Below are 20,956 nucleotides of genomic sequence, written 5' to 3'. Positions count from 1 at the left end.
TTTACTCGATCGATCCCTTCGATCGAAAGCCTTTCGCGCGCGACTGCCACCCCGGAGAGCGAGAATGGCTTATTTGCCCGGAGTTGGACGCGAGCTCGTGAAAGCGGCGATGGATGCGCCCTTTCTCGAACGCGAGGAAGAGAAACGTCTGGCGGTCGCCTGGAAAGACCATAAGGACACGGATGCGTTGGACAAGCTCGCCTCCGCGCATATGCGGCTGGTGATCGCGCTCGCCGTGCGCTTTCGCCATTACGGCCTGCCCGTCGCCGATCTGGTGCAGGAAGGACATGTCGGCTTGCTCGAGGCGGCCGCGCGTTTCGCGCCGGAGCGCGACGTGCGCTTCTCCACCTATGCGACATGGTGGATTCGCGCCTCGATCCAGGACTATGTGCTGCGCAATTGGTCGATCGTGCGCGGCGGCACCAGCTCCTCGCAAAAGGCGCTGTTCTTCAATCTTCGCCGGCTTCGCGCCAAGCTCGCGCATGCGCCGCAGTCGGAGGCGGGCGACGCCTTTCAGGCCATCGCCGGCGCCATTGGCGTCTCGCGCGCCGATGTCGAGCTGATGAACTCGCGTCTCGCGGGCTCCGACGTCTCGCTCAACAGCCAATTGGTGGAGGATGATTCCTCTACTTCCGCCGAGCGCATGGATTTCCTCGTCGACGATCGGCCGCTGCCGGACGAGGTCGTCGAGGATCGCGTCGATTCCGGTCGCCGCGCGCGCTGGCTCGCCGATGCGCTGAAGCTATTGTCCGAGCGCGAGCTGCGCATCGTGCAGGAGCGGCGGCTCAGCGAGAGCCTGGTGACGCTGGAATCGCTCGGCGATCGTCTCGGCATATCGAAGGAGCGCGTACGCCAGATCGAGAATCGCGCGCTGTGCAAGCTGCGCAAGGCGCTGACCAAAGCCCAGGAGACGCCAGAGACGACTGCCGCCGCCGAGTGAGGGGCGGCGCAGATCGCTCCTCGCCGAGGCAAAAAAAACGCGGCCCCGACGGGCCGCGTTTTTTCGTCAAATCGAAAGAGGGGCGCGACGTCAGGCGGCGCGCTCTTCGACGTCGTCCTCTTCGCCCTCGTCGTCGCTCGCATCGTCGCTGGCGTCCGCTTCGGAGTCGCCCTTCGGACCGCCGCGGCGCGGACCCTTCTGCAGGAAGGACTCGATCAGCTTGAGCGATTCCGAATCGAGCAGCTTGCGCACGGCCGCGACCTCGCGCGCCATGCGATCGAGCGCCGCCTCATAGAGCTGGCGCTCCGAATAGGACTGCTCCGGCTGCGTGTCGGACCGGTAGAGGTCGCGCACCACCTCGGCGATGGTGACGAGATCGCCGGAATTGATCTTGGCCTCATATTCCTGCGCGCGGCGCGACCACATGGTGCGCTTGACGCGGGCGCGGCCGCTCAGCGTCGAGAGCGCCTTGTCGACGACCTCGGTCTCGGCCAGCTTGCGCATGCCGACGGTGGCGACCTTGCTGGTCGGCACCTTCAGCGTCATCTTGTCCTTGATGAAGCTGACGACGAACAGCTCGAGGCTGAAGCCGGCCACTTCCTGCGTCTCGATCGCGATGATCTGTCCGACGCCATGCGCCGGATAGACGACGAACTCGTTCGTCTTGAACCCGAGCTTCTGCGCCGAGGTCTTCGCCTTCACGGCGACGGTGGGGCTCGGCTTGATGGGGGCCGCAGCCGCGGTGCGCGCGGCGACAATGGCCTTGGGCGAAAGGGCCGAGCCCGTCGCGGCGCTCGTGGGAGCGGCGGGGACGGGGGCTCTGGGCGCCGGCGAAGATTTGGCGTTGATCGCCTTTCCTTGTGTCGATTTTGGCACTGGAATGGTTTCGCTCGAAGCTGGAGTTGAAACGGGCGCCGTCGCATTCGGCTCGCTCGCCCCCGCATCGGGGACGTGCGCGGAGGCGGCGACGTCGGAGTGCTCGATATCGGTTTTGATCGCGCTCTGGCGCAAGGGCGTTGTAATTCTCGTCTCCCCAGTTACGCCGGCCGCAACGGCGGTTGAAGTCTCATGTGAAGTTCCCTGCGGAGCCGCTTTCGAGGCCTGCGGGCGGGTGGCCTCGACCGGCGCCTCGATGCTCGGCGCAGCGATGCTTTTCGCGTGAGGCGGAGCCTCGGCGTTTTTCGTCGGCGCGGCGCTCGCGCTGCGCTTGGCGTCGCTGGTATGGGCGGCGCTGGCGCGGGCTCTGGCCTTGCCACTCGCGGCCTTTGGCGCCGCGACGCCTTTTGCGGCGGCAGCCTTGCCGCTTCTCGAGGCAGCCGATTGCGAGGCGCCCGAGCGGGCCGCGCTCGCCTTTGCCGCCGTCTTGGCGGCGGCGCGCGTTCTGGCGGCGGCTCCCGTCTTGGTCCCGGCCTTGCTAGCCGTTGTTCTCGAAGCAGTCTTGCTCGAAGCGGTCGTTCTCGCGGCCGTCTTCCCGGCGGCGGATTTCGCGCTTTTGGCCGAAGCCGGGGCCTTGGCGGAAGCTGCGCTCTTCGATGAAACGGAGGTTTTGGCGGAAGCGGAGGTTTTGGTCGCCGGGGTCTTGCTGGTCTTGCCGGCGGCGCTCGCGCTCGCGGGCTTTTTGGTCGAAGGCTCCGCCGCGGCGGCCGAGGTCCGCGCCGTCCTGCTTTCCGCGCCGCGTCGCGCTCCGGCGACGGACGCCTTGCGGTTCTTTGCGGTCTTCTTGCTGGACGAGGGCATACGCGGATACTCCTTCTGTTGCCCCGCTGTGGAGACGGGACGGGAAGCCTCGTGACCGAATGGGCTCATCGCGCCCCGGCCAGGACAGCGCCAATGACCGCGCATGCTTTGGCTGGCGAAAGTCCGACGCTTCTACAATATAGAGCCGACGTTGGCGGCGAACGCCGCCTTCTTCGCCCGTTCTCGATGTTGGCGGCTGGCCGCTATTTCCGGCTGTGGAAATCGCGACGCTTGCGCCCCTCGCGCCCGAAAGCTAATTCTTAATGTTCCGTATATCATGTGGTACGGGAAAAATCAAAGGAAAGGCGCCGGCGCCTTTCCGCATGGTTACGAGCGGCCGCGCTGGCGCCGTTGAATCTCTTAACGATTTCGCGAGCGCGTCCGCTGTGGACGGCGAGGCGTCAGTCGCCTTCGCCCGGCTCCGGCGAGAAATGCGCCTCCAGCTTGCCGGGCTTGCCGTCCCATTCCTTGGCGTCGGCCGGCGGGTCGCGCTTGACCGTCACATTGGGCCAAGTCTGAGCGTATTCCGCGTTCAGCGCCATCCACTTCTCGAGGTCCGGCTCGGTGTCGGGCTTGATCGCCTCGGCCGGGCATTCAGGCTCGCACACGCCGCAGTCGATACATTCGTCCGGATGGATCACCAACATGTTGGCGCCTTCGTAGAAGCAGTCCACAGGACAGACTTCGACGCAATCCATATATTTGCACTTGATACAGTTTTCCGTGACGACGTAAGGCATGGGGCGTCCTCGATCCGCGGGCTTGCTAGCGTTTTTGAGAATGGGTTGCAAGCGGCCTCCCGGCCCGCGCGGCGCGCATGATATCCTGCGAGGGGTTGGAAGGGAATCGGTCTATGGCGGAAATCGAATCGGCCTCGCAGGGCGTCTCGGCGCTGCCGGCGGCGCGTTGCGTGACGGCGCGGGCCTTGCTGCTCGGTGAGCGAATCGATACGGGCGGGCTCGAGCGCGCCGATCTCGTCTCCACATCGCCGCTCGCCTTTCCGGCGGGGCAGTCGGGCTTTGTCGTGCTCTACCGATTCGGCGTCGCCGTGCTGTTCGGCCTGTCGCCGCTCGAGGAGGACGAGATTCTGGCCAAGGTGGGCGCCCGCGTCGCCGGCGCCGCCGCGCGCCGCGACGACGAGACCCTGGTGCTCGAGATCACGCCCGAGGGCGACGACAAGACGCTGGCCAATGGCCGCCTCGCGATCAAGGACGCCTCCGGCGAGCGGCTTCTGGTGGTCGCCGACGCGCTGGCCAAGAGCGTGGCGCTCGCCCGCGACGAGCGGCGGGTCAACGCCGTCTTCGATACGATCGAGCCTTTCGCCGCCGAGCTCGCCAGCAAGGGGCGGCCGCCCTTCCGGCGTCGCGCCATGCTGGAGCTCATCGGCCAGACGCTGCTGGTGCAGCATCGCGTTTCCGGCCGTGTGGCCGTGGAGGACAAGCCGGACGTGCTCTGGGACCGGCCCGATCTCGAGCGCCTCTATTCGAGGCTCGAGGATGAATATGAGCTGGAGGCGCGCGGCCAGACGCTGAAAGCCAAGGTCGATGTCATCGGCGAGACGGCGCGGGCGCTGACCGAAATCATCGACGTCGACCGCTCCGTGCGGCTGGAGGCGACCGTCGTCGTGCTGATTCTCGCGGAAATTCTGCTGACCTTGTTCCAGATCTTCGTGCAGCGGGCGCATTGAGGGCATTGATGCCGGACGTGCGCGCGTGACCCTCGGCCAGCTCTCCATTCTGGCCGCGGCTCTGTTTCTGGTCGGCTCGGCGGAGGTCGTCGCCGGGCCGCTGATGACCGCAATGGCGCCGGATTTCGGCGTGCCGCCGGCGGCCATCGCCTATCTGCCGGCGGCCTATGGCCTCGCCTATGCCGGCTTCGCCATCATCGCCGGGCCTTTGTCCGACCGATTCGGCCGCAAGCGTCCGTTGCAGGCGGGGCTGCTCGGCTTCTCGCTGCTCAGCGCAGCGCTCGCCAACTCCTCCAATCTTTCCGTGGCCATAGCGCTCAGCGGCCTGGCGGGCCTCTGCGGGGCTTTCGTCCAACCCAATTCCCTGTCCTTCGTCGCCGATTCCTCGTCGCCCGAGGAGGTGGATATTCGCACGGCGCGCGTTTTCGTCGGGCTGATGTCGGCTTTCGTCATCACGCCCTCCATCGCCGGATGGATCGCAGACCGTTTCGGCTGGCGCTACGCCTATTATCTTCTGGCGCTGCTGGCGGCGCTCGCCTTTGTGGCGGTCTCGGCGGCGTTCCGGCCCGGCCGCGCGCATGGCGGCGGCGTGGTCTCCTTCGTCGCCACCCATAGAGGCGCGCTGGCGACGCCGGGCGTCCTGCGACGTCTGGCGGCGAGCTATTTCTGGCTGGGCTCGGTGGCGGGCTTCGGCGTGGTGGTCGCGGATGTCGCGGCGCGCAAGCTGTCGCTCTCGCCCACGGACGCCGGCCTATTGGCGGGCTTCTTCGGCCTCGTCACCATCGCCGGCAATCTCGCCGGACCCTTCGTGCGCAGCCTGCTCTCCTATAGGGCGTTGCCCATCGCCTGCGTTTCGGCCTCGGCCGGCGTTTTCGCCTTTGCCCTGCCGGCCGGCTCGGTCGCGCAGCTCGCGCTCGTCGGATTGCCCTGGGCCTTCGGCTATGGCTGCGGCGGCCCGCTGCATCATGCGCGGCTCAGCGGAATGTCGGCGCAGTTTCGCGGCACGATCAATTCCTATCACGCGAGCCTGCTCAACCTCGGCATTTTCTCGACGTCCTTCCTGTTCGGCGCGCTGGCGCCGAACAGTCTTGCGCTCTTCTTCGCGCTAATTGGCGGAATATCGCTGATCGGCGCGACACTGCTCGCCTTCGCCAATCTCACCGAGCGGCGCGCGCCTACCGGCCGATGAAACGCGCCGCCTCTTCGACGACCGCGTCTGTCTCTCCGGGCGCGATCCAGCGGAATGATGGCAGCTGGTGGCGCGCAAAGGTGAATTGCCGCTTCGAATAATGGCGCGTGTCGAGCTTGCCCTGCAGGGCGGCCGCCTCGAGCGCCAGCTCGCCGCGCAAATAGCGCAGAAGATGCGGCGCCCCATGCGCGCGCATCGCCGGCAGCGCGGGGTCGAGACCGCGCGCGCCCATCGCCTCCACCTCCTCGAGCGCCCCTTTGCGGAGCATTTCGTCGAAACGCGCGTCTATGCGCGCATAGAGCTCGTCGCGCGGCGGCGCGAGGAAGAAGGCGAGGCATTCGGATTGGTCGAGCAGCGAGGCCATGCGCGCGCCCTGGAAGGAGGCGAGCGGTTTTCCCGTCGCCTCGAGCACTTCCAGCGCGCGCAGGATGCGTTGCGGATCGGAGGGCCGAAGCTTCGCCGCCGTCTCGGGATCGCGCTCTGACAGCTGCGCATGCAAATATTCCGGCGTGCGGCCTTCCGCCTCGGCGCGGATTTTCTCGCGAATCTCGGGCGGGACTTGCGGAATATCCGAGAGGCCGTAGAGCGCGGCCTTGTAATACATGCCCGTTCCGCCGGCGACGACGGGTGTGACGCCCTCCTGGGCGAGCTTGTCGAGCAGCAGGCGAAAATCCTCGAGCCAGCGGCCGACGGAAAAATTCACGGCGGCGTCGACATGGCCGAACAGCTCATGGCGGATGCTGCGCTCTTCCTCCAAGGTCGGGCGCGCGGTCAAAATGCGCAGGTCGCGATAGACCTGCATCGAATCGGCGTTGACCACGGCGCCGCCGATGCGCCGCGCCACGCCGAGCGCGAGAGCGGACTTGCCGCTCGCCGTCGGTCCTGCGATGAGAATAGCGCGTCTCGTCATCGGCCCTTCGCAACGACAAAACGAGCGAAATGTCAAAAGCGCTTGTCGAACATGTCGCGACTTTCATCGCCGGCGCCAGCGGCCCGCCGCTGACGGTCGAGGCTGTGCGGGCCATTGCGCCGGCCAGCGCGCTGGACTGGCTGCAGCCGGGCGTCGCCGCCGATGTTTCGTTCGAGCTCGCGCCGGAGGCGCTGCCGGAGCTGCGTCTCTCGCTTCAGGCGGCCGCGCGCGAGGCCGGCGCCGATGTGATCGTTCAGCCGAAGGCCGGGCGGCGCAAGCGTCTCCTCGTCGCGGATATGGATTCGACCATGATCGGCCAGGAATGCGTCGATGAGCTGGCCGAATTCGCAGGCATTCGCGCGCGCATCGCGAAAATCACCGAGCGCGCCATGCGCGGCGAGCTGGAGTTCGAGCCGGCGCTGCGCGAGCGCGTCGCTCTGCTCGCCGGCCTGCCGGTCTCTATCGTCGAGACCATATTGGCTGAGCGCATCAGCTTCACGCCCGGCGCGCGGCGGCTGATCGCGACCATGCGCGCCAATGGCGCGTATACGGCGCTCGTCTCGGGCGGCTTCACCCTTTTCGCCGAGCGCATCGCCGCCGGCCTCGGCTTTAATGAGGCGCGCGCCAATCGGCTGGAGACGCGCGAGGGGCGCATCACCGGCATCGTCTTGCCCCCGATATCGGGCTCCGCCGCCAAGCGCGAGGCGCTCGAGGAATTGCGCGCTCGGCTCGCGCTGCCCATGGAGGCGACGCTCGCGGTCGGCGACGGCGCCAATGATCTCGACATGCTCGCGGCGGCCGGGCTAGGCGTCGCCTATCACGCCAAGCCGAAAGTGGCGGAGGCTGCGGGCGCCCGCGTCGATCGCGCTGATCTCACCGCTCTGCTCTTCGCGCAGGGCTATCGGCGGGCGGATATCGTCGAGGCCGAGGATTGACGGCTCAGGCGCGGCTCTCCTGCGGCGGTTCCGCTATTCTGAAGCGAAAGCGGGCGCGGGTCGCCTCCGAGGTCAGAAAGACGGCGATGCTGACGCCGATGAAATGCGCCAGCAGCAGCGCGAAATTCACCAGCAGCACGAAGACGTCCAGCGCGCGAATGATCTTATTGGGATCGGTGATGGCGATGCCCGGCGGCTGCGACACGGTCTTGGCCACCAGCAGAGAGACGCTGAGCGACAGGCCGACGAAGGAGACGATCACGCCGATGAGGCCGATCGCCAGGCCGAGCGTGAGAAACCAGAAAGCCGTGAGCTTGTGGACGCCGAGATAGTCGGCCTGCGCCACGGAAGGGGCCGCGCGCGTGTAGAAGAAGGCAAGCGCCGTCGCCGCGCAGAGCAGCAGAAAAGCGAAGAGGCTCCAATAGATGGCGTCGCCATAGCCGGTCTGGCTCGGGCTGAAGGCGCGCCCGGATGTGGAAAATTGCAGCAGCACGGCGCTGGCCAGCGCAATGGCGAGCTGCGGCCAGAATTGCAGCCAGCCGAACAGGCGCAGGCGTGAGGAGAGTCTCGAGGTCGGCGAGGGCTCGATCAGCGCCGGCGCGCGCTTCGTCGATTCGGGCGGCGGAGCCTGAGGCGAGAAGCGAGAAAAGCCGCCCAGCGCGAGATAGAGCGCGGTCGAGCCGGCGAGCGCATAGGCGAGCAGCCGATGCGCCGCCAGCAGCGCTTCCGAGGCGGTCGCGCCGCCGAGGCCGAGCGGCTGCGCCCAGGCCTGTCCCAGAATATCGGCGAGCCTGGGGTCGGCGGCGGGCGAAACGGGCAGGGGGTGGCCGAAGACCTCCAGCGGCGCGCCGCCGAAATAGCCCCAGAGCGCGCCGGTCGCGACCAGCAGCGCGAGCGAGAGATAAACGAGAAATTCGCAGAGGGCGGTCGTCGCGCGGCGCCCATTGGACCAGCGCGCCGGCAGGGCCGGCGGCGGAACCGCGAAACGCAGCACGAGCTGCGCGAGCAGCAAGGCGCCGGCGAGGACGCCGAGCGCGACATGCAGCGCGAAAGAAGGGCTGGTGAGCGGCCGCTCCGAATGAGCGGCGAGCCATCCGAGCGCCAGCACGATGACGCCGATGAGGACGACTGAGAGGAAATTGGCGCGGGCGATGGTCGAGCGCATGGGAAAGTCTGTCCGGCAAACGAAAACGCCCGCGTCGATCTCCGACGCGGGCGATCTTTTCGCCAGATAGGGCGCTCTCGCGAAGGCGAAAGCCTGGGGCTGTCGTCAGTCCAGCGTCAGAGCGACGAAATGCGTGTCGCCCTGGGCGTTGGCGACGATCAGCAGCGCCGATTTCTTGCCGCCGTCCTTCAGCGCCTTCACCTTCTTCACCGCATCGGCGGGATCGGCGACCGGCTCCTGATTGATCTCGAGAAGAATCTCGCCCGCCTGCAGACGCTTATCGGCCGCATCGGAGCGCGGATCGACGCCGGTGATGATGACGCCGTTCTTCACATTCTCCTTGATCTGGAAGCGGTTGCGCAGCTCGTCGGAGAGCGAGGAGAGCTCGAGGCCGAGCGCCTTCTGCGCGGCGGTCTTCTCGATATTCTCGCTCTTGGGCGTTTCGGTGGAGGCGAGCTTCTCGCCATCCTCGAGGCGGCCGAGCTTGATCGACTTCGTCTGCTCCTTGCCGTTGCGGACGATGAGGACCTCGACCTCCTTGCCGACCGGCGTCGCGGCGACGAGCTTGGGCAGATCGCGCGATTCCTTGATGGCCTTGCCGTCGAATTTGACGATCACGTCGCCGGCCTTCAGCCCGGCGGTCTTGGAAGGGCCTTTGTCGTCGACGCCCGCGACCAGCGCGCCGCGCGTGGCGCCGAGGCCGAGATTTTCGGCGATGGTGTCATCGACATTCTGAATCCGTACGCCGAGCCAGCCGCGCCGGGTCTCGCCGAACTTCTGCAGCTGCTCGATGACCGGCTGCACCGTATTGGCCGGCGTCGCGAAGCCGATGCCGACGGAGCCGCCCGAGGGGGACAGGATCGCGGTGTTGATGCCGATCACCTCGCCGTCGAGATTGAACAGCGGGCCGCCGGAATTGCCCTTGTTTATCGAGGCGTCGGTCTGGATGTAATTGTCGTAGGGACCGCTGTCGATATTGCGGTTGCGTGCCGAGACGATGCCGGCCGTCACCGAGCCGCCGAGGCCGAAAGGATTGCCGACCGCGAGCACCCAATCGCCGACGCGAGCCTTGTCGCTATCGGCGAATTTCACCGCCTTCAGCGGCTTCTCGGGCTTCACCTTCAGCACCGCCACGTCGACCTTCTGGTCCTTGCCGATCACCTCGGCCTTGAGCTTCTGCCCATCGGTGAAGATGACCGTCACCTCATTGGCGTCGGCGATGACGTGATTATTGGTGATGACGATGCCGGAGGCGTCGATGACGAAGCCCGAGCCGAGCGAGGCGGATTTGCGCTGGCGCGGCAGCTCCGGGCCGCCCTGGCCCTGCTGCTGACGACGCTTGAGGAATTCCTCGAACAATTCGTCGAAGGGCGTCGAGGGCTGGCCGTTCGGAGCGGCCTCCTTGGAGGAGCGCTTCGGGTCGACGGTCTGAGTGGCGGAGATGTTGACCACCGCGTCCTGCACCGACGCGGCCAGATCGGCCAGCGAATCGGGTCCCTTGGCGCGCGCCGGCGTCGCCGCCAGCGGGAGGGAGACGAGCGCGCCGACGAGCCCCGCGGCGAGGGCGCGCCTCAGCGCCGTGAAAAGCGAAACGGACGCGGCAGATGTCATACTATTGCTCTCCTGAGACCGGGCGGCGCCTCGAGCGGCGGCGAAGGCGCGATTTGCGTCTCGCGCGATTCGACGGGCTGCGTAGACTGTCGAATGACTGCGCTCGCACTCTGCCAGCAAAGCGGCGAGAGTTGGGCGTTCGCTTAAATCCTACCTTCTGTACCTTATTTTGATCGCCTTCGCGACTCTATTTCTTTTGCGGCGTCGGGGGCGTCGGCTCCTCGACGGGCTTGCCGGCCGAGGGCGTGCCGAAAAACTTGAAGAAATCCGAGCGCGGGCTGACCAGGAAGCGCGTATCGCCCGCCTTGAAGGCGGCCTCATAGGCCTGCATCGAGCGGTAGAAGGAGAAGAAATCCGGGTCCCTGCCGAAGGCCTCGGCGAAAATGCGGTTGCGCTCGGCGTCGCCTTCGCCCTTCAGCTGATCGGCCCGTCGCTGCGCCTCGGCCTTCAGCACGATAACGTCGCGATCGGCCTTGGCGGTGATCTTCTGCGCCTGCTCGGAGCCTTGCGCGCGATATTCCGCCGCCTCGCGGGCGCGCTCGGTCTGCATGCGGCCGTAGACTTTCTCGGAAATCTGCTGCGGGAGATCGACGCGGCGGATGCGGGCGTCGACGACGTCGACACCGAACTTGCGCGCCTCGAGATTGGCCTGCTGACGAATCTTCACCATCAGCCCTGCGCGCTCGTCGCGCACGATCTGCTGCTGATTGGCCTCGCTCAGCACGCGGCGGACGGCCGAGTTCAGCACGGAGGCGAGCTGATTATTGGCGCCGGCTATGCCGCCCACCGATTGGTAGAAGCGCAGCGGATCGACGATTCGGTAGCGGATGAAGCTGTCGACCTCGAGCCGCTGATTATCGGAGGCGAGCACCTCGAGATTGGGGCTCTCGACATCGAGAATGCGATTGTCGAGGAAGATCACATTCTCGATGAAGGGAATCTTGAAATGCAGGCCGGGCTCGGTGATGAGGCCGCGGCCGGCGACCGGCTCGCCGAATCGCAGCACCAGCGCCTGCTCCGTCTGGGTGACGGTGAACAGCGCGCCGCCCGCCGCGATCAGCGCCACGAGGGCGAGGAGAACGCCGGAGAGAGCCAGAGAACTCTTCACTTGCGGCCTCCTTGCGCCGAGGAGAAGCCGGGCAGCGGAAGATAGGGAACGACCGAGCCACCCCCCGGCGCCTCGTCGATGATGACCTTCTCGGCGCCGCCGAGCACGCGCTCCATCGTCTCGAGATAGAGGCGCTGGCGCGTCACCGAGGGCGCTTTCTTATACTGGTCGTAGATTTGATCGAAGCGGGACGCCTGGCCCTGCGCCTCGGCGACGATCTGCTCGCGATAGGCCTCGGCCTCCTGCAAAATGCGGGCGGAGGCGCCGCGCGCCTCTGGCACGACGCGATTCGCATAGGCCTCGGCCTCATTGCCGAGCCGCTGCAGATCCTGCTGCGCGGAGGTCACGTCGCGGAAGGCGGCGATGACCGAGGCGGGCGGATCGACAGAGAGCAGCAGCACCTGCAACACCAGAACGCCGCTGTGATAATCGTCCAGCACCTTCTGCATCAGCTGCTGGCTGGCCGGCTCGATGAGCTTGCGGTCGGCGGTCAGAATCTTCTGAATCTGCGACTGGCCGACGATCTCGCGCATCGCGCTCTCGGCGATCGCCTTCACCGTCGCCGGCGGATTGGCGACATTGAAGGCGAAATCCTCCGGATGGGCCGGGTCGATCTGCCAGAAGACGCGGAATTTGACGTCGGCGATATTCTCGTCGCCGGTGAGCATGAGGCTCTCTTCCGGCGCCTCGGGCGCCAGCGGGCCGCGGCGCGAGGCGGCCGGCTGCTCGCGAAAGCCGATGTCCACGGCGTTGCGGTCGGTGACGGCGAGCTTGATCACCGTCCCGATCGGCGAGGGGAGGTTGTAGTTGAGGCCGGCCTGCGTCTTGCCGCGATATTTGCCGAAGATCAGATTGAGCCCGACCTCATTCGGCCCGACCGTGTAGAAGCCGCTGGCGAGCCAGGCGAGCACAGTCAGCAGAGCGAGAATTGCGATTCCGCGTCCGCCGAGGCCGGACGGCAGCATCTGGCGCAGGCCGTCCTGGCCGCGGCGCAGCAGCTCCTCGAGATCGGGCGGAGAGCCGCCGCCGGGCGGACCGCCGCTCCCCCAGGGGCCTTGGCCCCAAGGGCCATTGTCGTTCGGCTTGCGAGGGCCGCCGCCTTGACTGCTCCAGGGCATATCGTCTCTTTTTGAAAAGGGTCGCGCGCCCGAGGGCGGAACGCCGCTGATTTATAGGCGTTGCCGGGCGCATCGGCAATGAGCCGCCCGCCGCCGCCCCACGAAAAAAGTCCGCATCCTTTAAAAGGCGCGGACGAGAAATGATCAGTTCGGGCTGACGAGAGGGTGTCCGACGCCCCCGCCGCCGCCCGAGGCGAGGCCGCCGGCCCCAGGATAGAAGACCGGCCCGGCGCGATAGGTCCGCGCGGCGCGCTGGCCGGCGCCGCCACAGCTGTCGTCGAAGCTCCAATCTTCGCGGCCGAGCGGCTGCGGCGGAGTGACGAAATCGCCGGTGACGGTGACGAAGGTGCAGGCGGAGGCGAGCGTCCGGCACAGACCGCCGAGAATCGAGCAGACCTCGACGGCGCCGTCGTAGAGAACCACATCGGTGCGGCCGAAGACGACGCGGACGCCGAAAGCGGTGCCGCGCACGCCGATCGTCGCATTGGGCGTGCGCACGACATAGTCCTTGTGCCCGGCCGGCGCGCTGACGAAGCGGAAAACGCCCTTGGCGGCGTTGAAGGTCACGCCATTCTCGCCGGAATAGACGAAATTATCGAGCTTGACGCGGGAGGAGGGGCCGAGCTGCAGATCGGTGCGGTCCTGGAAGACGAATTTTCCGCGACTCTCGGTTCCTGTCAGCAGAACCTCCTGCGCGAAAATCTCGTCGCCGACGGCGAGCTTGGCGGCGGCGCGCTCGGCGATCTCGCCGCGCACGTCCTTCTCGATGGTGGCGGCCGAGCCGATCGCCGGCTCCGCCATCGCGGGCGAGGCGGGGGACGCGAGCGCGGCCGAAACCGCGAGCGCCGCGGAAAGTCTACGCATGGGCGGTCCAACCTGTGATTCGAAAAGCAATGGCGCGCCTATGGGCCGCAATCGGGCCAATCTAGCCCCAGCGCGAAGCGGAGCGCAACCGTCGGCGGGATAGGATGCGGGGGACGAGGGCGCCGAGGCGCTGGCGGAGACGGAGGGATTCGAACCCTCGATAGGGCTTTACAACCCTATAACGGTTTAGCAAACCGCCGCCTTCAGCCTCTCGGCCACGTCTCCGCAGGCGCTCGATGCGCTGACGCCGAAGCTTCCGAATCTCGGCGCTCCGGCGAACGCGAGTTGAGATATGCCAAAGCGGCAAATTATTGGCAAGCGCGGTGTTGCTCGGGAATTATTTTTGTAAGACGGCCCGCACTGTTGCGCAATTGACACAGGCTTCGACAAAATCCCCGAATTGGACCTCCAACGGCTCCGCCTTTGTTGACGACTATCGTAATGATCCGTAGCTATTCACCACAGACGGCGCACCTCTGGTGGCCGGTTGTCGCGGTCGGCGATCGATCGTTGGGCGCCCTGGGGGGCTCCGGCGGCGGCGGATCGAAGACCCATAAATCTAACTGAGGGCCGTATGATGAAAAAGTCTTTGCTCGCCGCCACCGCGCTCGCGCTGGTCGTTTCCGCGGGCTCGGCGTTGGCTGCCGACCTGCCGTCGAAGAAGGCCGCGCCCTTGCTGCCGCCCCCCCCGCCGCCGGCGGCTCTGTGGACCGGCTTCTACGTCGGCTTGAACGCCGGCTACACCTGGGATGAGAGCAGCTCGGTGACGGTGGCTTCCGGCTCGCTGGCCCCCTTCAACCCGATCGTCGGCATCGCCGGCTCGGGCGTGCTCGGCACGAGCGTCGACGGCTTCATCGGTGGTGGCCAGATCGGCTACAACTATCAGTTCGCTAACGCCTTCGTCGCCGGCATCGAGGCCGACATCCAGGGCGTCGCCGGCAGCAACACCAGCGTGTCCTCGGTTGCGGCTTTCGGCCCGCTGACCTCGACGATCAGCGCTTCGAAGTCGATCGACTACCTCGGCACCGTCCGCGGCCGTCTCGGCTATCTGGTCACCCCCTCGCTGCTCATCTACGGCACGGGCGGTCTCGCCTATGGCCAGACCAATCTGAGCAGCAGCGTCTTCCAGGCGGTCGGCGGCCTCGTCGGCACCTCGTCGAGCGCCTTCTCCGACACCCGCGTGGGCTGGACGGCCGGCGGCGGCGTCGAGTGGCTGTTCCTGCCGAAGTGGAGCGCCAAGGTCGAATATCTCTATTACGATCTCGGCACTGTCTCGACCTCGGGCGTGATCGGCTTCACGGGCATCGCCGCTCCGGTCGCCACCACCGCCTCCTCGGCTCGCTTCAACGGCCATGTCGTTCGCGCCGGCGTGAACTACCACTTCAACCTGTTCAGCCCGGCCGCTGCTCCGGTCGTCGCCAAATACTGATTTGGCGGTCGCCCGATAAGGGCGAGCGAATAGAAACGAAAAGCCCGGCGCATGCGCCGGGCTTTTTGCATTTCTCGGCGTCTATCGCCGTCACGATGCGGGGCGGTCGAATTTCTCGCCGGATGGCATGGCGGCTCGGGCGCTAGAGTGTTTTCGAGCGAAGCGGGAACCGGTTTGCGTGAAGAAAACACGATAAAACAACGAGATGTAGAGCCTTCTCGGTTCAATCTGAACCGGGAAGGCTCTAAGATCAGAGCCTGTCGAGAAAAGTTTCGATACTTTCGAAATAGCGCGTCCAATTCGGCGCCTCGAATCGGCGTGCGGCGTCTATGGCGGCGAGACGGCGGGGCGAATCCGCCGTGGAGAAGTCCTCGATCGCGCGCTTCCAGCCGAGCCCGTCTATGGGCGACAGAAACAGCGCGCGCTCCTGCGCGATCTCGTGAAACACGGGAATGTCGGAGACGATGGCCGGCGTTCCGAGCGAGAGCGTCTCGACCACCGGCAGGCCATAGCCCTCCGCGAAGCTCGGCATCAGCAAGGCGTTGGCGTTGGAAAGCAGACGTCGCAGCTGCGCCGCGGGCAGGCCGGTCGCCCAGCGCACGCAGGGGCGGATCGCCTCGCAGCGATTCAGCATGCCGACGATCTGCTCATTCTCCCAGCCGCGTCCGCCGACGAGGACGAGCTTGGGGGCCGGCTGCGGGCCAGCGGCCAGCGCGCGCCAGACATTGAGCAGCATCAGGTGATTCTTGCGCGGCTCCAGCGTGGAGAGGAGCACGAAGTAGTCGCGCCGGGCGAGCTCTTCGTCGCGTGCGGATTCCGTTATGTCCTCGAGCGTCGATGGCGGCGGCTCGGAATGGATCGGAACGCGCGTGGCGCTGCGCGCCATTTCGCGCTCGAGGCGCTCGGCGACGATTTCTGTTGTCGTCAGCAGCGCGTGGGCGTGACGCAGAATCGTATCGATTCGCCTGCGAAACAGCGCCTCATAGCCGCGCCGAAAGAATTCGGGCCGGTCGAGCGGCAGGAGATCATGCACGAAGAAGACGGCGCGCATGTCCGGCCGCCGCTCCAACCATCGAAACAGCAGGGGAAACTCGCAGGCGTGCTGCGCTATGTTCAAATAGAGCGCGCCGGGCGGCAGTGCGCGCGGCCTGTCATTGGCCAGACGCAGCGGCGCGCGCCAGAGAAATTGGCCGAGAGCGCTGCGCGACGCAGGGGCCGAGGCGAATGGCGCGGCCTCCTCGCCGAGCAGCCAGCCGCGGAGCCGCGTCCATTCCGCCGAATCGTCTGGCGCGGAGGCGGCTCCGACATCGGCGACGATTCGGGAGAGGCGGGACGGCGCGAGCGCATGCGGGCCGCGCGCGCCGTAATGCGCGCCGCAGGCAAGGCGTGGATGCGCGGCGAAATGGCGCGCGAAAGCGAGGTCGAGGCGTCCGATGCCGGCCGCGCCCGACGCCGTTCCGAGCGAGACGAGATGTGTCGCGTCATAGACGATCGGGCGCGTCATCTTCACTTCTTCGCGGCGCGCCGCTTACCAGAGCGCCGGATGGCGCGCATAGAGCGACATAGCGGGGTGATAATAGGGGTCATCGCGAATGACCTCGCGCCAGCGGTCGCGGAAATAGTCGCGCTCCTTCGCATAGACGCTCATCGGACGAAACCGTGCCGAGCCGCGTGACGCCGATTCATAATGTAGCAGCCGCGCGGCCGGCTCATAGAGCGACGTCCAGCCGCGCTCTGCGAGGCGCAGGCAGAGATCGGTGTCGTTGAACTCGATCGGCAGATTGATCTCGTCGAAACCGCCGACCGCGTCGAACTTGCGGCGCTCCACCGCCATGCAGGCGGCGGTGACGGCGGAGCACTCATGCGGGAGGCCGGCGCGGCCGAGCCATGAGGGCGCCTCCGGCGCGACCAGCGCGCCGAAATGGCCGGCCTCCTGGCCGAGCCCGATGGTGACGCCCGCATGCTGTATGCGGCCGTCGGGATAGAGCAGCAGCGCGCCGACGGCGCCCGTCTGCGGCGCCATGGCCCGGCGAGCCAGCGTCTCCAGCCAATCCGGGCTGACGACGACCGTGTCATTGTTGAGGAAGAGGACGACCTCGCCGCGCGAGGCGCGGACGGCGTCATTGTTGAGGCGCGCGAAGTTGAATGGCTCCGGGCGCGACAGCACGCGCACGCGTGGGTCTTTCTTCGCCTTGTCGAAAATGGCGAAGGTCTCCGGCTTGCGGCTGCCATTGTCGACGATGACGAGCTCGAAGGACGGATGCGTCGAGAGGCGCTGGATGCTTTCGACGCAAGGGCCGAGGAGATCGGCGCGGTCGCGCGTCAGCAATATGATGGAGACGCTCGGCGCCGGCTCTGCGGGCGCCGGCGCCGCGACGACCGGCGGCTCCGATTCTTCGTCGCGCGTGAGCAGCCAGCGGCGCAGATGCGCGATCTCCTCGCGGGCGAGGCGGAAGGGCGCTGCGCGCATCGCCGCATCGATCGATTCTGCGGCGAGCGTCGCGGCTGCATAGAAGACGCAGCGGCCGAAATAGGGGCGCGCCGTCGCCAGCGTCGGGCTCCAATCGGGCGCAAAGCGCGGGCGCAACCCGTGCGCTGTGCGCAGCAGCTCGTCGGCATAGATCAGCTTCGTCTGCGGAGCGCGCGCGATCTGCGCGGCGAGCGCGGCGAAGGCGTGATCGGCCAATTCATCGCCCGCGCGCAATTGCGCGACGAAATCCGCCTCCGCGAGAAGGGGAAGGAGCTCGGCCTCGCTGCGCGCGAGGCGTGCGGGTGACGGATAGGATTGCCGTTCGATAGAGGCGAGCGTGCGCGCCCATTGCTCTGGCGTCGCCTCCGCGCCGGAGAGGAGAATGGCGAAGCGCGGCTCGCTGCCCGGCGCGCCGCGCGGCGCGTCCAGGCCCGCGGGCTCGAAGGGACGGGCGCGGCGCGCGCGCCAATTCTCGAATGCGTCGAGCGGCTCGAAATTGCTCGCCCAATCGATCGCGCTCTCCGCCTCCGCTCGATAGCCGAAGAGCGTCGGCAGGAAATAGGACCAGAGCTTCGCGGGCTTGCGGCGCCAAACGCGGACGAGCGCCTCGACGAGGCCGACCGGCCGCACGCTCTCGATCGCGAAGCCGAAAGCGCCGGGCCTGTTGGTGGGGCTGATGAGAATCTCGCGCGCGCCACGGGGCAGGGCGCCGATCCAGACGCCCGCGCCGGCCACCGGGCCGGGGAGAATGCGATCGATGACGCGATCTTTCGTCACGAAGCGCAGCACCGGACGCACGGGATCGTCGAGCAGGCTCGCGCGAAAGACGATCTCGACGAAAGGACGCGCGCCGAAGTCGCCCTCCACGCGCAGCCAGGGCTCCTTCGAGAGCGAGAAGAAGCGGCCGTTCTCGATGGCGACGTCCTTTTCGGGAAGGAGCGCGATTGCCTGCTTCGTCAAATGCGATCCATTTCTCGATCTGCGGCCCCCGCCGGCGATCGTCCTCTTGGGCGAGGGGCGCCGGCTTGTCAATGTCATGGTGAATGGAGCGCCTCGGCGCGATTCATCATGAAGGGGAGACTATTTCCTGGCGCGCACGGCTCTATGTCAGCAGAGCGCTCGTCGTCGCGGGCGCGCCCTCGAGAGGCAATCCGAACAAGAGACACGCCATGTCGCTGACGACCAGGACGCGCCCGACGCATGCCGCAGATGTTCCGCCGGCGGCCGCGGATTACGGGAAAATGCCGTTGGATGAGGTCCTCACGCGGCTCGGCGTCGATCCGAAGCGCGGGCTTTCTCCAGAGGAGGCGCGCCGACGGCTGAAAGCCTATGGTCCCAATGCGCTCCCCGAGAAGCGAATTCCCTTGTGGCGCAAGGTCGTCGGCTATTTCGCGGGACCCATGGCCTATATGATCGAGGCGGCGGCGATCGTCTCCGCGCTGATCGGCCATTGGAATGATTTCGCCATTATTCTGGCTCTGCTGCTGTTCAATGCCGGGCTCGAGTTCTGGCAGGACCGCAAAGCCTCCAACGCATTGGCGGCGCTGAAGAAAGGCCTCGCGCCGGAGGCCACGGTGCTGCGCGACGGCGACTGGAGCGCCAAGCCCGCGGCCGAGCTGGCGCCCGGCGACATTGTGAAGATAAGGCTCGGCGTGGTCGTTCCCGCCGATCTGCGGCTCGTCGCCGGCGATTACGCCTCGATCGACCAGGCGGCGCTGACGGGCGAATCTCTGCCGATCGGCAAGAAGATCGGCGATGTGGCCTATTCCGGCAGCATAGTGAAGCAGGGCGAGATGATCGGCGTCGTCACGGCGACGGGCGGCAACACGTTTTTCGGCCGCACGGCCAGCCTCGTCGCCGGCGCGGGCGCCGTGAGCCATGCGCAAAAGGCCATGTTCGAGATCGGCGATTTTCTCATCGTCGTCGCCGTCGCGCTCGCGGTGGTGCTGGTTGCGGTAAAGGTCTATCGCGATCTCGTCGTCGCCGATGACTGGAGCATGAAGGACGCGCTCTCCATTCTGCAATTCGTGCTGGTGCTGATGGTCGCCTCCATTCCGGTGGCTATGCCGGCGGTGTTCTCGGTGACAATGGCGCTCGGCGCGCTCGCGCTTTCCAAGGAGAAGGCGATCGTCTCCAAGCTCTCGGCGATAGAGGAGATGGCGGGCGTCGATATTCTGTGCTCCGACAAGACCGGCACGCTCACCAAGAATCAGCTGACATTGAGCGAGCCCATCCTCTTCGATTCCAAAGATCCGCAGGATTGCATTCTCGCCGCCGCGCTCGCCTCCAAGCTCGAGGATCGCGACGCCATAGACACCGCCTGCATCGACGCGCTGAAGGACAAGGACGCCCTCAAAGCCTATTCGATGACGAAATTCACGCCCTTCGATCCGGTGAGCAAGCGCACGCAGGCGATGGTCACGGACGCGCGCGGCAAATCGATCATCGTCTCCAAAGGCGCGCCGCAGGCGATCGTCGATCTCGTCCATCCCGACGCCAGCGTGGCGCAGCGCGTGAAGAGCATCGTCGCCGAGCTCGCCGAGAAGGGCTCGCGCTCGCTGGCCGTGGCGCGATCGGAGGACGATGGCGCCAGCTTCCAGCTGCTCGGCGTCCTGCCCATGTTCGATCCGCCGCGCGCCGATTCCAAGGCGACGATCGCCGCCGCGCGCGCCAAGGGCGTGGTGGTGAAGATGGTGACGGGCGACGATACGGCGATCGCCATAGAGACGGCGCGCCAGCTCGGTCTCGGCGATCACATCGTCGCGGCCGCCGATATCTTCCCGAAAGATCTCGATCCCAATCATCTCTCCGTCGATGTCGTCGACGCGATCGAGCGGGCGGACGGCTTCGCGCGCGTGTTTCCCGAGCATAAATATGCGATCGTGAAGGCCTTGCAGCAGCGCGGCCATCTCGTCGCTATGACTGGCGACGGCGTCAATGACGCGCCGGCGCTGAAGCAGGCCGATTGCGGCATCGCCGTCTCCGGCGCCACTGACGCCGCCCGCGGCGCCGCGGCGCTGATTCTCACCGCGCCGGGCCTGTCCGTCATCTCCAGCGCTATAGACGAGGCGCGGCGCATCTTCGGACGCATAGAGAGCTACACCACCTATCGTGTCGCTCTGACCATCGACATCATGTTCGTTGTCGTGCTGTCGAGCGTGTTCCTCGGCTTCACGCCGCTCACCGCGGCGATGATCGTCGTCATGTCGCTGCTCGACGACGCGCCGATCATGACCATCGCCTATGACAACACGCCAGTGGAGCCGCGGCCCATACGCTGGCGCATGCCGCGGCTGCTCGCCATAGCGACCATGCTCGGCCTCGTCTGCGTCATCGAATCATTCGGCTTGTTGCTCATCGGCGTTCGGGCTCTGGCGCATGAGCCGCTTAAAGAGGCCATGCAGCTGTTCACGCCGCAGCAATTGCAGACGATGATGTTCCTGCAGCTGGTCGTCGGCGGCCATCTGCTGCTGCTGGTCGCGCGCACGCGGCGCTGGTTCTTCATGCCGCCGTTTCCGGCGTGGAAGCTTCTCTTCGCGATCGTGGCGACGCAGATTCTCGCCGCGGCCATGTGCTATTTCGGCTGGCTCGTGCCTCCGATCTCGCTGCGGCTCATCGGCATCGTCTGGGCCTATTGCATCGCCTTCATGTTCGTCCTCGGCCTAGTGCGCAAGATCGTGGCGCGCGTCGTGGACCATCGCATGAAACGGCAGGAGAAGAGCATCGCCACCGTCGAGCGGCCGCTCGCCGGCGGGCTCGCGCTCGCGGCCCAAAAGTCCAATTGAGAGGAAAG

Annotated in this window: 17 protein-coding genes and 1 tRNA gene; 7 read left to right on the top strand and 11 right to left on the bottom strand. The window is 66.6% G+C overall.

From position 1 onward, the window contains the following. Positions 1–64 precede the first annotated feature (64 nt). Positions 65–940: an RNA polymerase factor sigma-32 gene (locus tag EDE12_RS13830; protein ID WP_024879628.1), complete on the top strand. Its 876-nt coding sequence runs from the start codon at positions 65–67 to the stop codon at positions 938–940. A gap of 90 nt (positions 941–1,030) precedes the next feature. On the opposite strand, the gene EDE12_RS13825 is transcribed toward EDE12_RS13830, so the two are convergent. After that, positions 1,031–1,816, bottom strand: coding sequence for a CarD family transcriptional regulator (locus tag EDE12_RS13825; protein ID WP_245275748.1), 786 nt, complete (start codon positions 1,814–1,816; stop codon positions 1,031–1,033). A 331-nt stretch (positions 1,817–2,147) separates the two neighbouring features. On the opposite strand from EDE12_RS13825, the gene EDE12_RS13820 reads away from it, so the two are divergent. Then, complete coding sequence (locus EDE12_RS13820) at positions 2,148–2,732, top strand: hypothetical protein (RefSeq protein WP_024879631.1); 585 nt, start codon at positions 2,148–2,150, stop codon at positions 2,730–2,732. Between the two features lie 346 nt (positions 2,733–3,078). On the opposite strand, the gene fdxA is transcribed toward EDE12_RS13820, so the two are convergent. Next, positions 3,079–3,417, bottom strand: a complete 339-nt coding sequence (gene fdxA, locus EDE12_RS13815) for a ferredoxin FdxA (protein ID WP_018265898.1) — start codon at positions 3,415–3,417, stop codon at positions 3,079–3,081. A 113-nt stretch (positions 3,418–3,530) separates the two neighbouring features. Between fdxA and EDE12_RS13810 the strand changes: the two genes are divergently transcribed. Both EDE12_RS13810 and EDE12_RS13805 read left to right on the top strand, forming a co-directional pair. Continuing rightward, positions 3,531–4,364 (top strand): RMD1 family protein, encoded by an 834-nt coding sequence (locus EDE12_RS13810; protein ID WP_018265897.1) that lies wholly within the window; start codon positions 3,531–3,533, stop codon positions 4,362–4,364. 25 nt (positions 4,365–4,389) lie between these two features. Continuing rightward, entirely contained in the window at positions 4,390–5,553 is a 1,164-nt protein-coding gene (locus EDE12_RS13805) for an MFS transporter (RefSeq protein WP_024879632.1), read from the top strand. Here the strand turns inward: EDE12_RS13805 and miaA are convergent. Continuing rightward, positions 5,540–6,463: a tRNA (adenosine(37)-N6)-dimethylallyltransferase MiaA gene (miaA, locus tag EDE12_RS13800; RefSeq protein WP_024879633.1), complete on the bottom strand. Its 924-nt coding sequence runs from the start codon at positions 6,461–6,463 to the stop codon at positions 5,540–5,542. The two genes, EDE12_RS13805 and miaA, sit on opposite strands and share 14 nt — an antisense overlap. 29 nt (positions 6,464–6,492) lie before the next feature. On the opposite strand from miaA, the gene serB reads away from it, so the two are divergent. Continuing rightward, entirely contained in the window at positions 6,493–7,398 is a 906-nt protein-coding gene (serB, locus tag EDE12_RS13795) for a phosphoserine phosphatase SerB (protein ID WP_024879634.1), read from the top strand. 4 nt (positions 7,399–7,402) lie between these two features. Here serB and EDE12_RS13790 read toward each other — a convergent pair whose 3' ends face one another. The 6 genes from EDE12_RS13790 to EDE12_RS13765 form a co-directional block, all read right to left on the bottom strand. After that, positions 7,403–8,563, bottom strand: a complete 1,161-nt coding sequence (locus tag EDE12_RS13790; RefSeq protein ID WP_024879635.1) for a DUF3611 family protein — start codon at positions 8,561–8,563, stop codon at positions 7,403–7,405. A gap of 105 nt (positions 8,564–8,668) precedes the next feature. Next, the gene (locus tag EDE12_RS13785; protein ID WP_024879636.1) at positions 8,669–10,174 is read right to left on the bottom strand and encodes a Do family serine endopeptidase; all 1,506 of its coding nucleotides are present in this window, start codon (positions 10,172–10,174) and stop codon (positions 8,669–8,671) included. A 187-nt stretch (positions 10,175–10,361) separates the two neighbouring features. Next, positions 10,362–11,282 (bottom strand): protease modulator HflC, encoded by a 921-nt coding sequence (hflC, locus tag EDE12_RS13780; protein WP_024879637.1) that lies wholly within the window; start codon positions 11,280–11,282, stop codon positions 10,362–10,364. Beyond that, a complete protein-coding gene (hflK, locus tag EDE12_RS13775; protein WP_024879638.1) occupies positions 11,279–12,400 on the bottom strand; it encodes an FtsH protease activity modulator HflK in 1,122 nt (373 codons plus the stop codon). The genes hflC and hflK overlap by 4 nt, the downstream gene beginning before the upstream one ends. A gap of 144 nt (positions 12,401–12,544) precedes the next feature. After that, a complete protein-coding gene (locus EDE12_RS13770; protein WP_024879639.1) occupies positions 12,545–13,264 on the bottom strand; it encodes a FecR family protein in 720 nt (239 codons plus the stop codon). A gap of 131 nt (positions 13,265–13,395) precedes the next feature. Further along, a tRNA-Ser gene (locus EDE12_RS13765) sits at positions 13,396–13,489 on the bottom strand. A 352-nt stretch (positions 13,490–13,841) separates the two neighbouring features. On the opposite strand from EDE12_RS13765, the gene EDE12_RS13760 reads away from it, so the two are divergent. After that, positions 13,842–14,693, top strand: a complete 852-nt coding sequence (locus EDE12_RS13760; RefSeq protein ID WP_026598435.1) for an outer membrane beta-barrel protein — start codon at positions 13,842–13,844, stop codon at positions 14,691–14,693. A gap of 250 nt (positions 14,694–14,943) precedes the next feature. Here the strand turns inward: EDE12_RS13760 and EDE12_RS13755 are convergent, their stop codons facing one another. Further along, a complete protein-coding gene (locus EDE12_RS13755) occupies positions 14,944–16,197 on the bottom strand; it encodes a glycosyltransferase family 1 protein (RefSeq protein ID WP_026598436.1) in 1,254 nt (417 codons plus the stop codon). A 24-nt stretch (positions 16,198–16,221) separates the two neighbouring features. Beyond that, positions 16,222–18,123, bottom strand: coding sequence for a glycosyltransferase family 2 protein (locus EDE12_RS13750; protein WP_026598437.1), 1,902 nt, complete (start codon positions 18,121–18,123; stop codon positions 16,222–16,224). A gap of 209 nt (positions 18,124–18,332) precedes the next feature. Between EDE12_RS13750 and EDE12_RS13745 the strand changes: the two genes are divergently transcribed. Then, on the top strand, positions 18,333–20,948 hold the full coding sequence (locus tag EDE12_RS13745; protein ID WP_026598438.1) for a plasma-membrane proton-efflux P-type ATPase: 2,616 nt from the start codon (positions 18,333–18,335) through the stop codon (positions 20,946–20,948). The last annotated feature ends 8 nt before the right edge of the window (positions 20,949–20,956 follow it).

The organism is Methylosinus sp. sav-2, assembly GCF_004366495.1.
Taxonomy (GTDB): Bacteria; Pseudomonadota; Alphaproteobacteria; order Rhizobiales; family Beijerinckiaceae; genus Methylosinus.
This window is presented reverse-complemented; position numbering and strand designations above follow the sequence as displayed.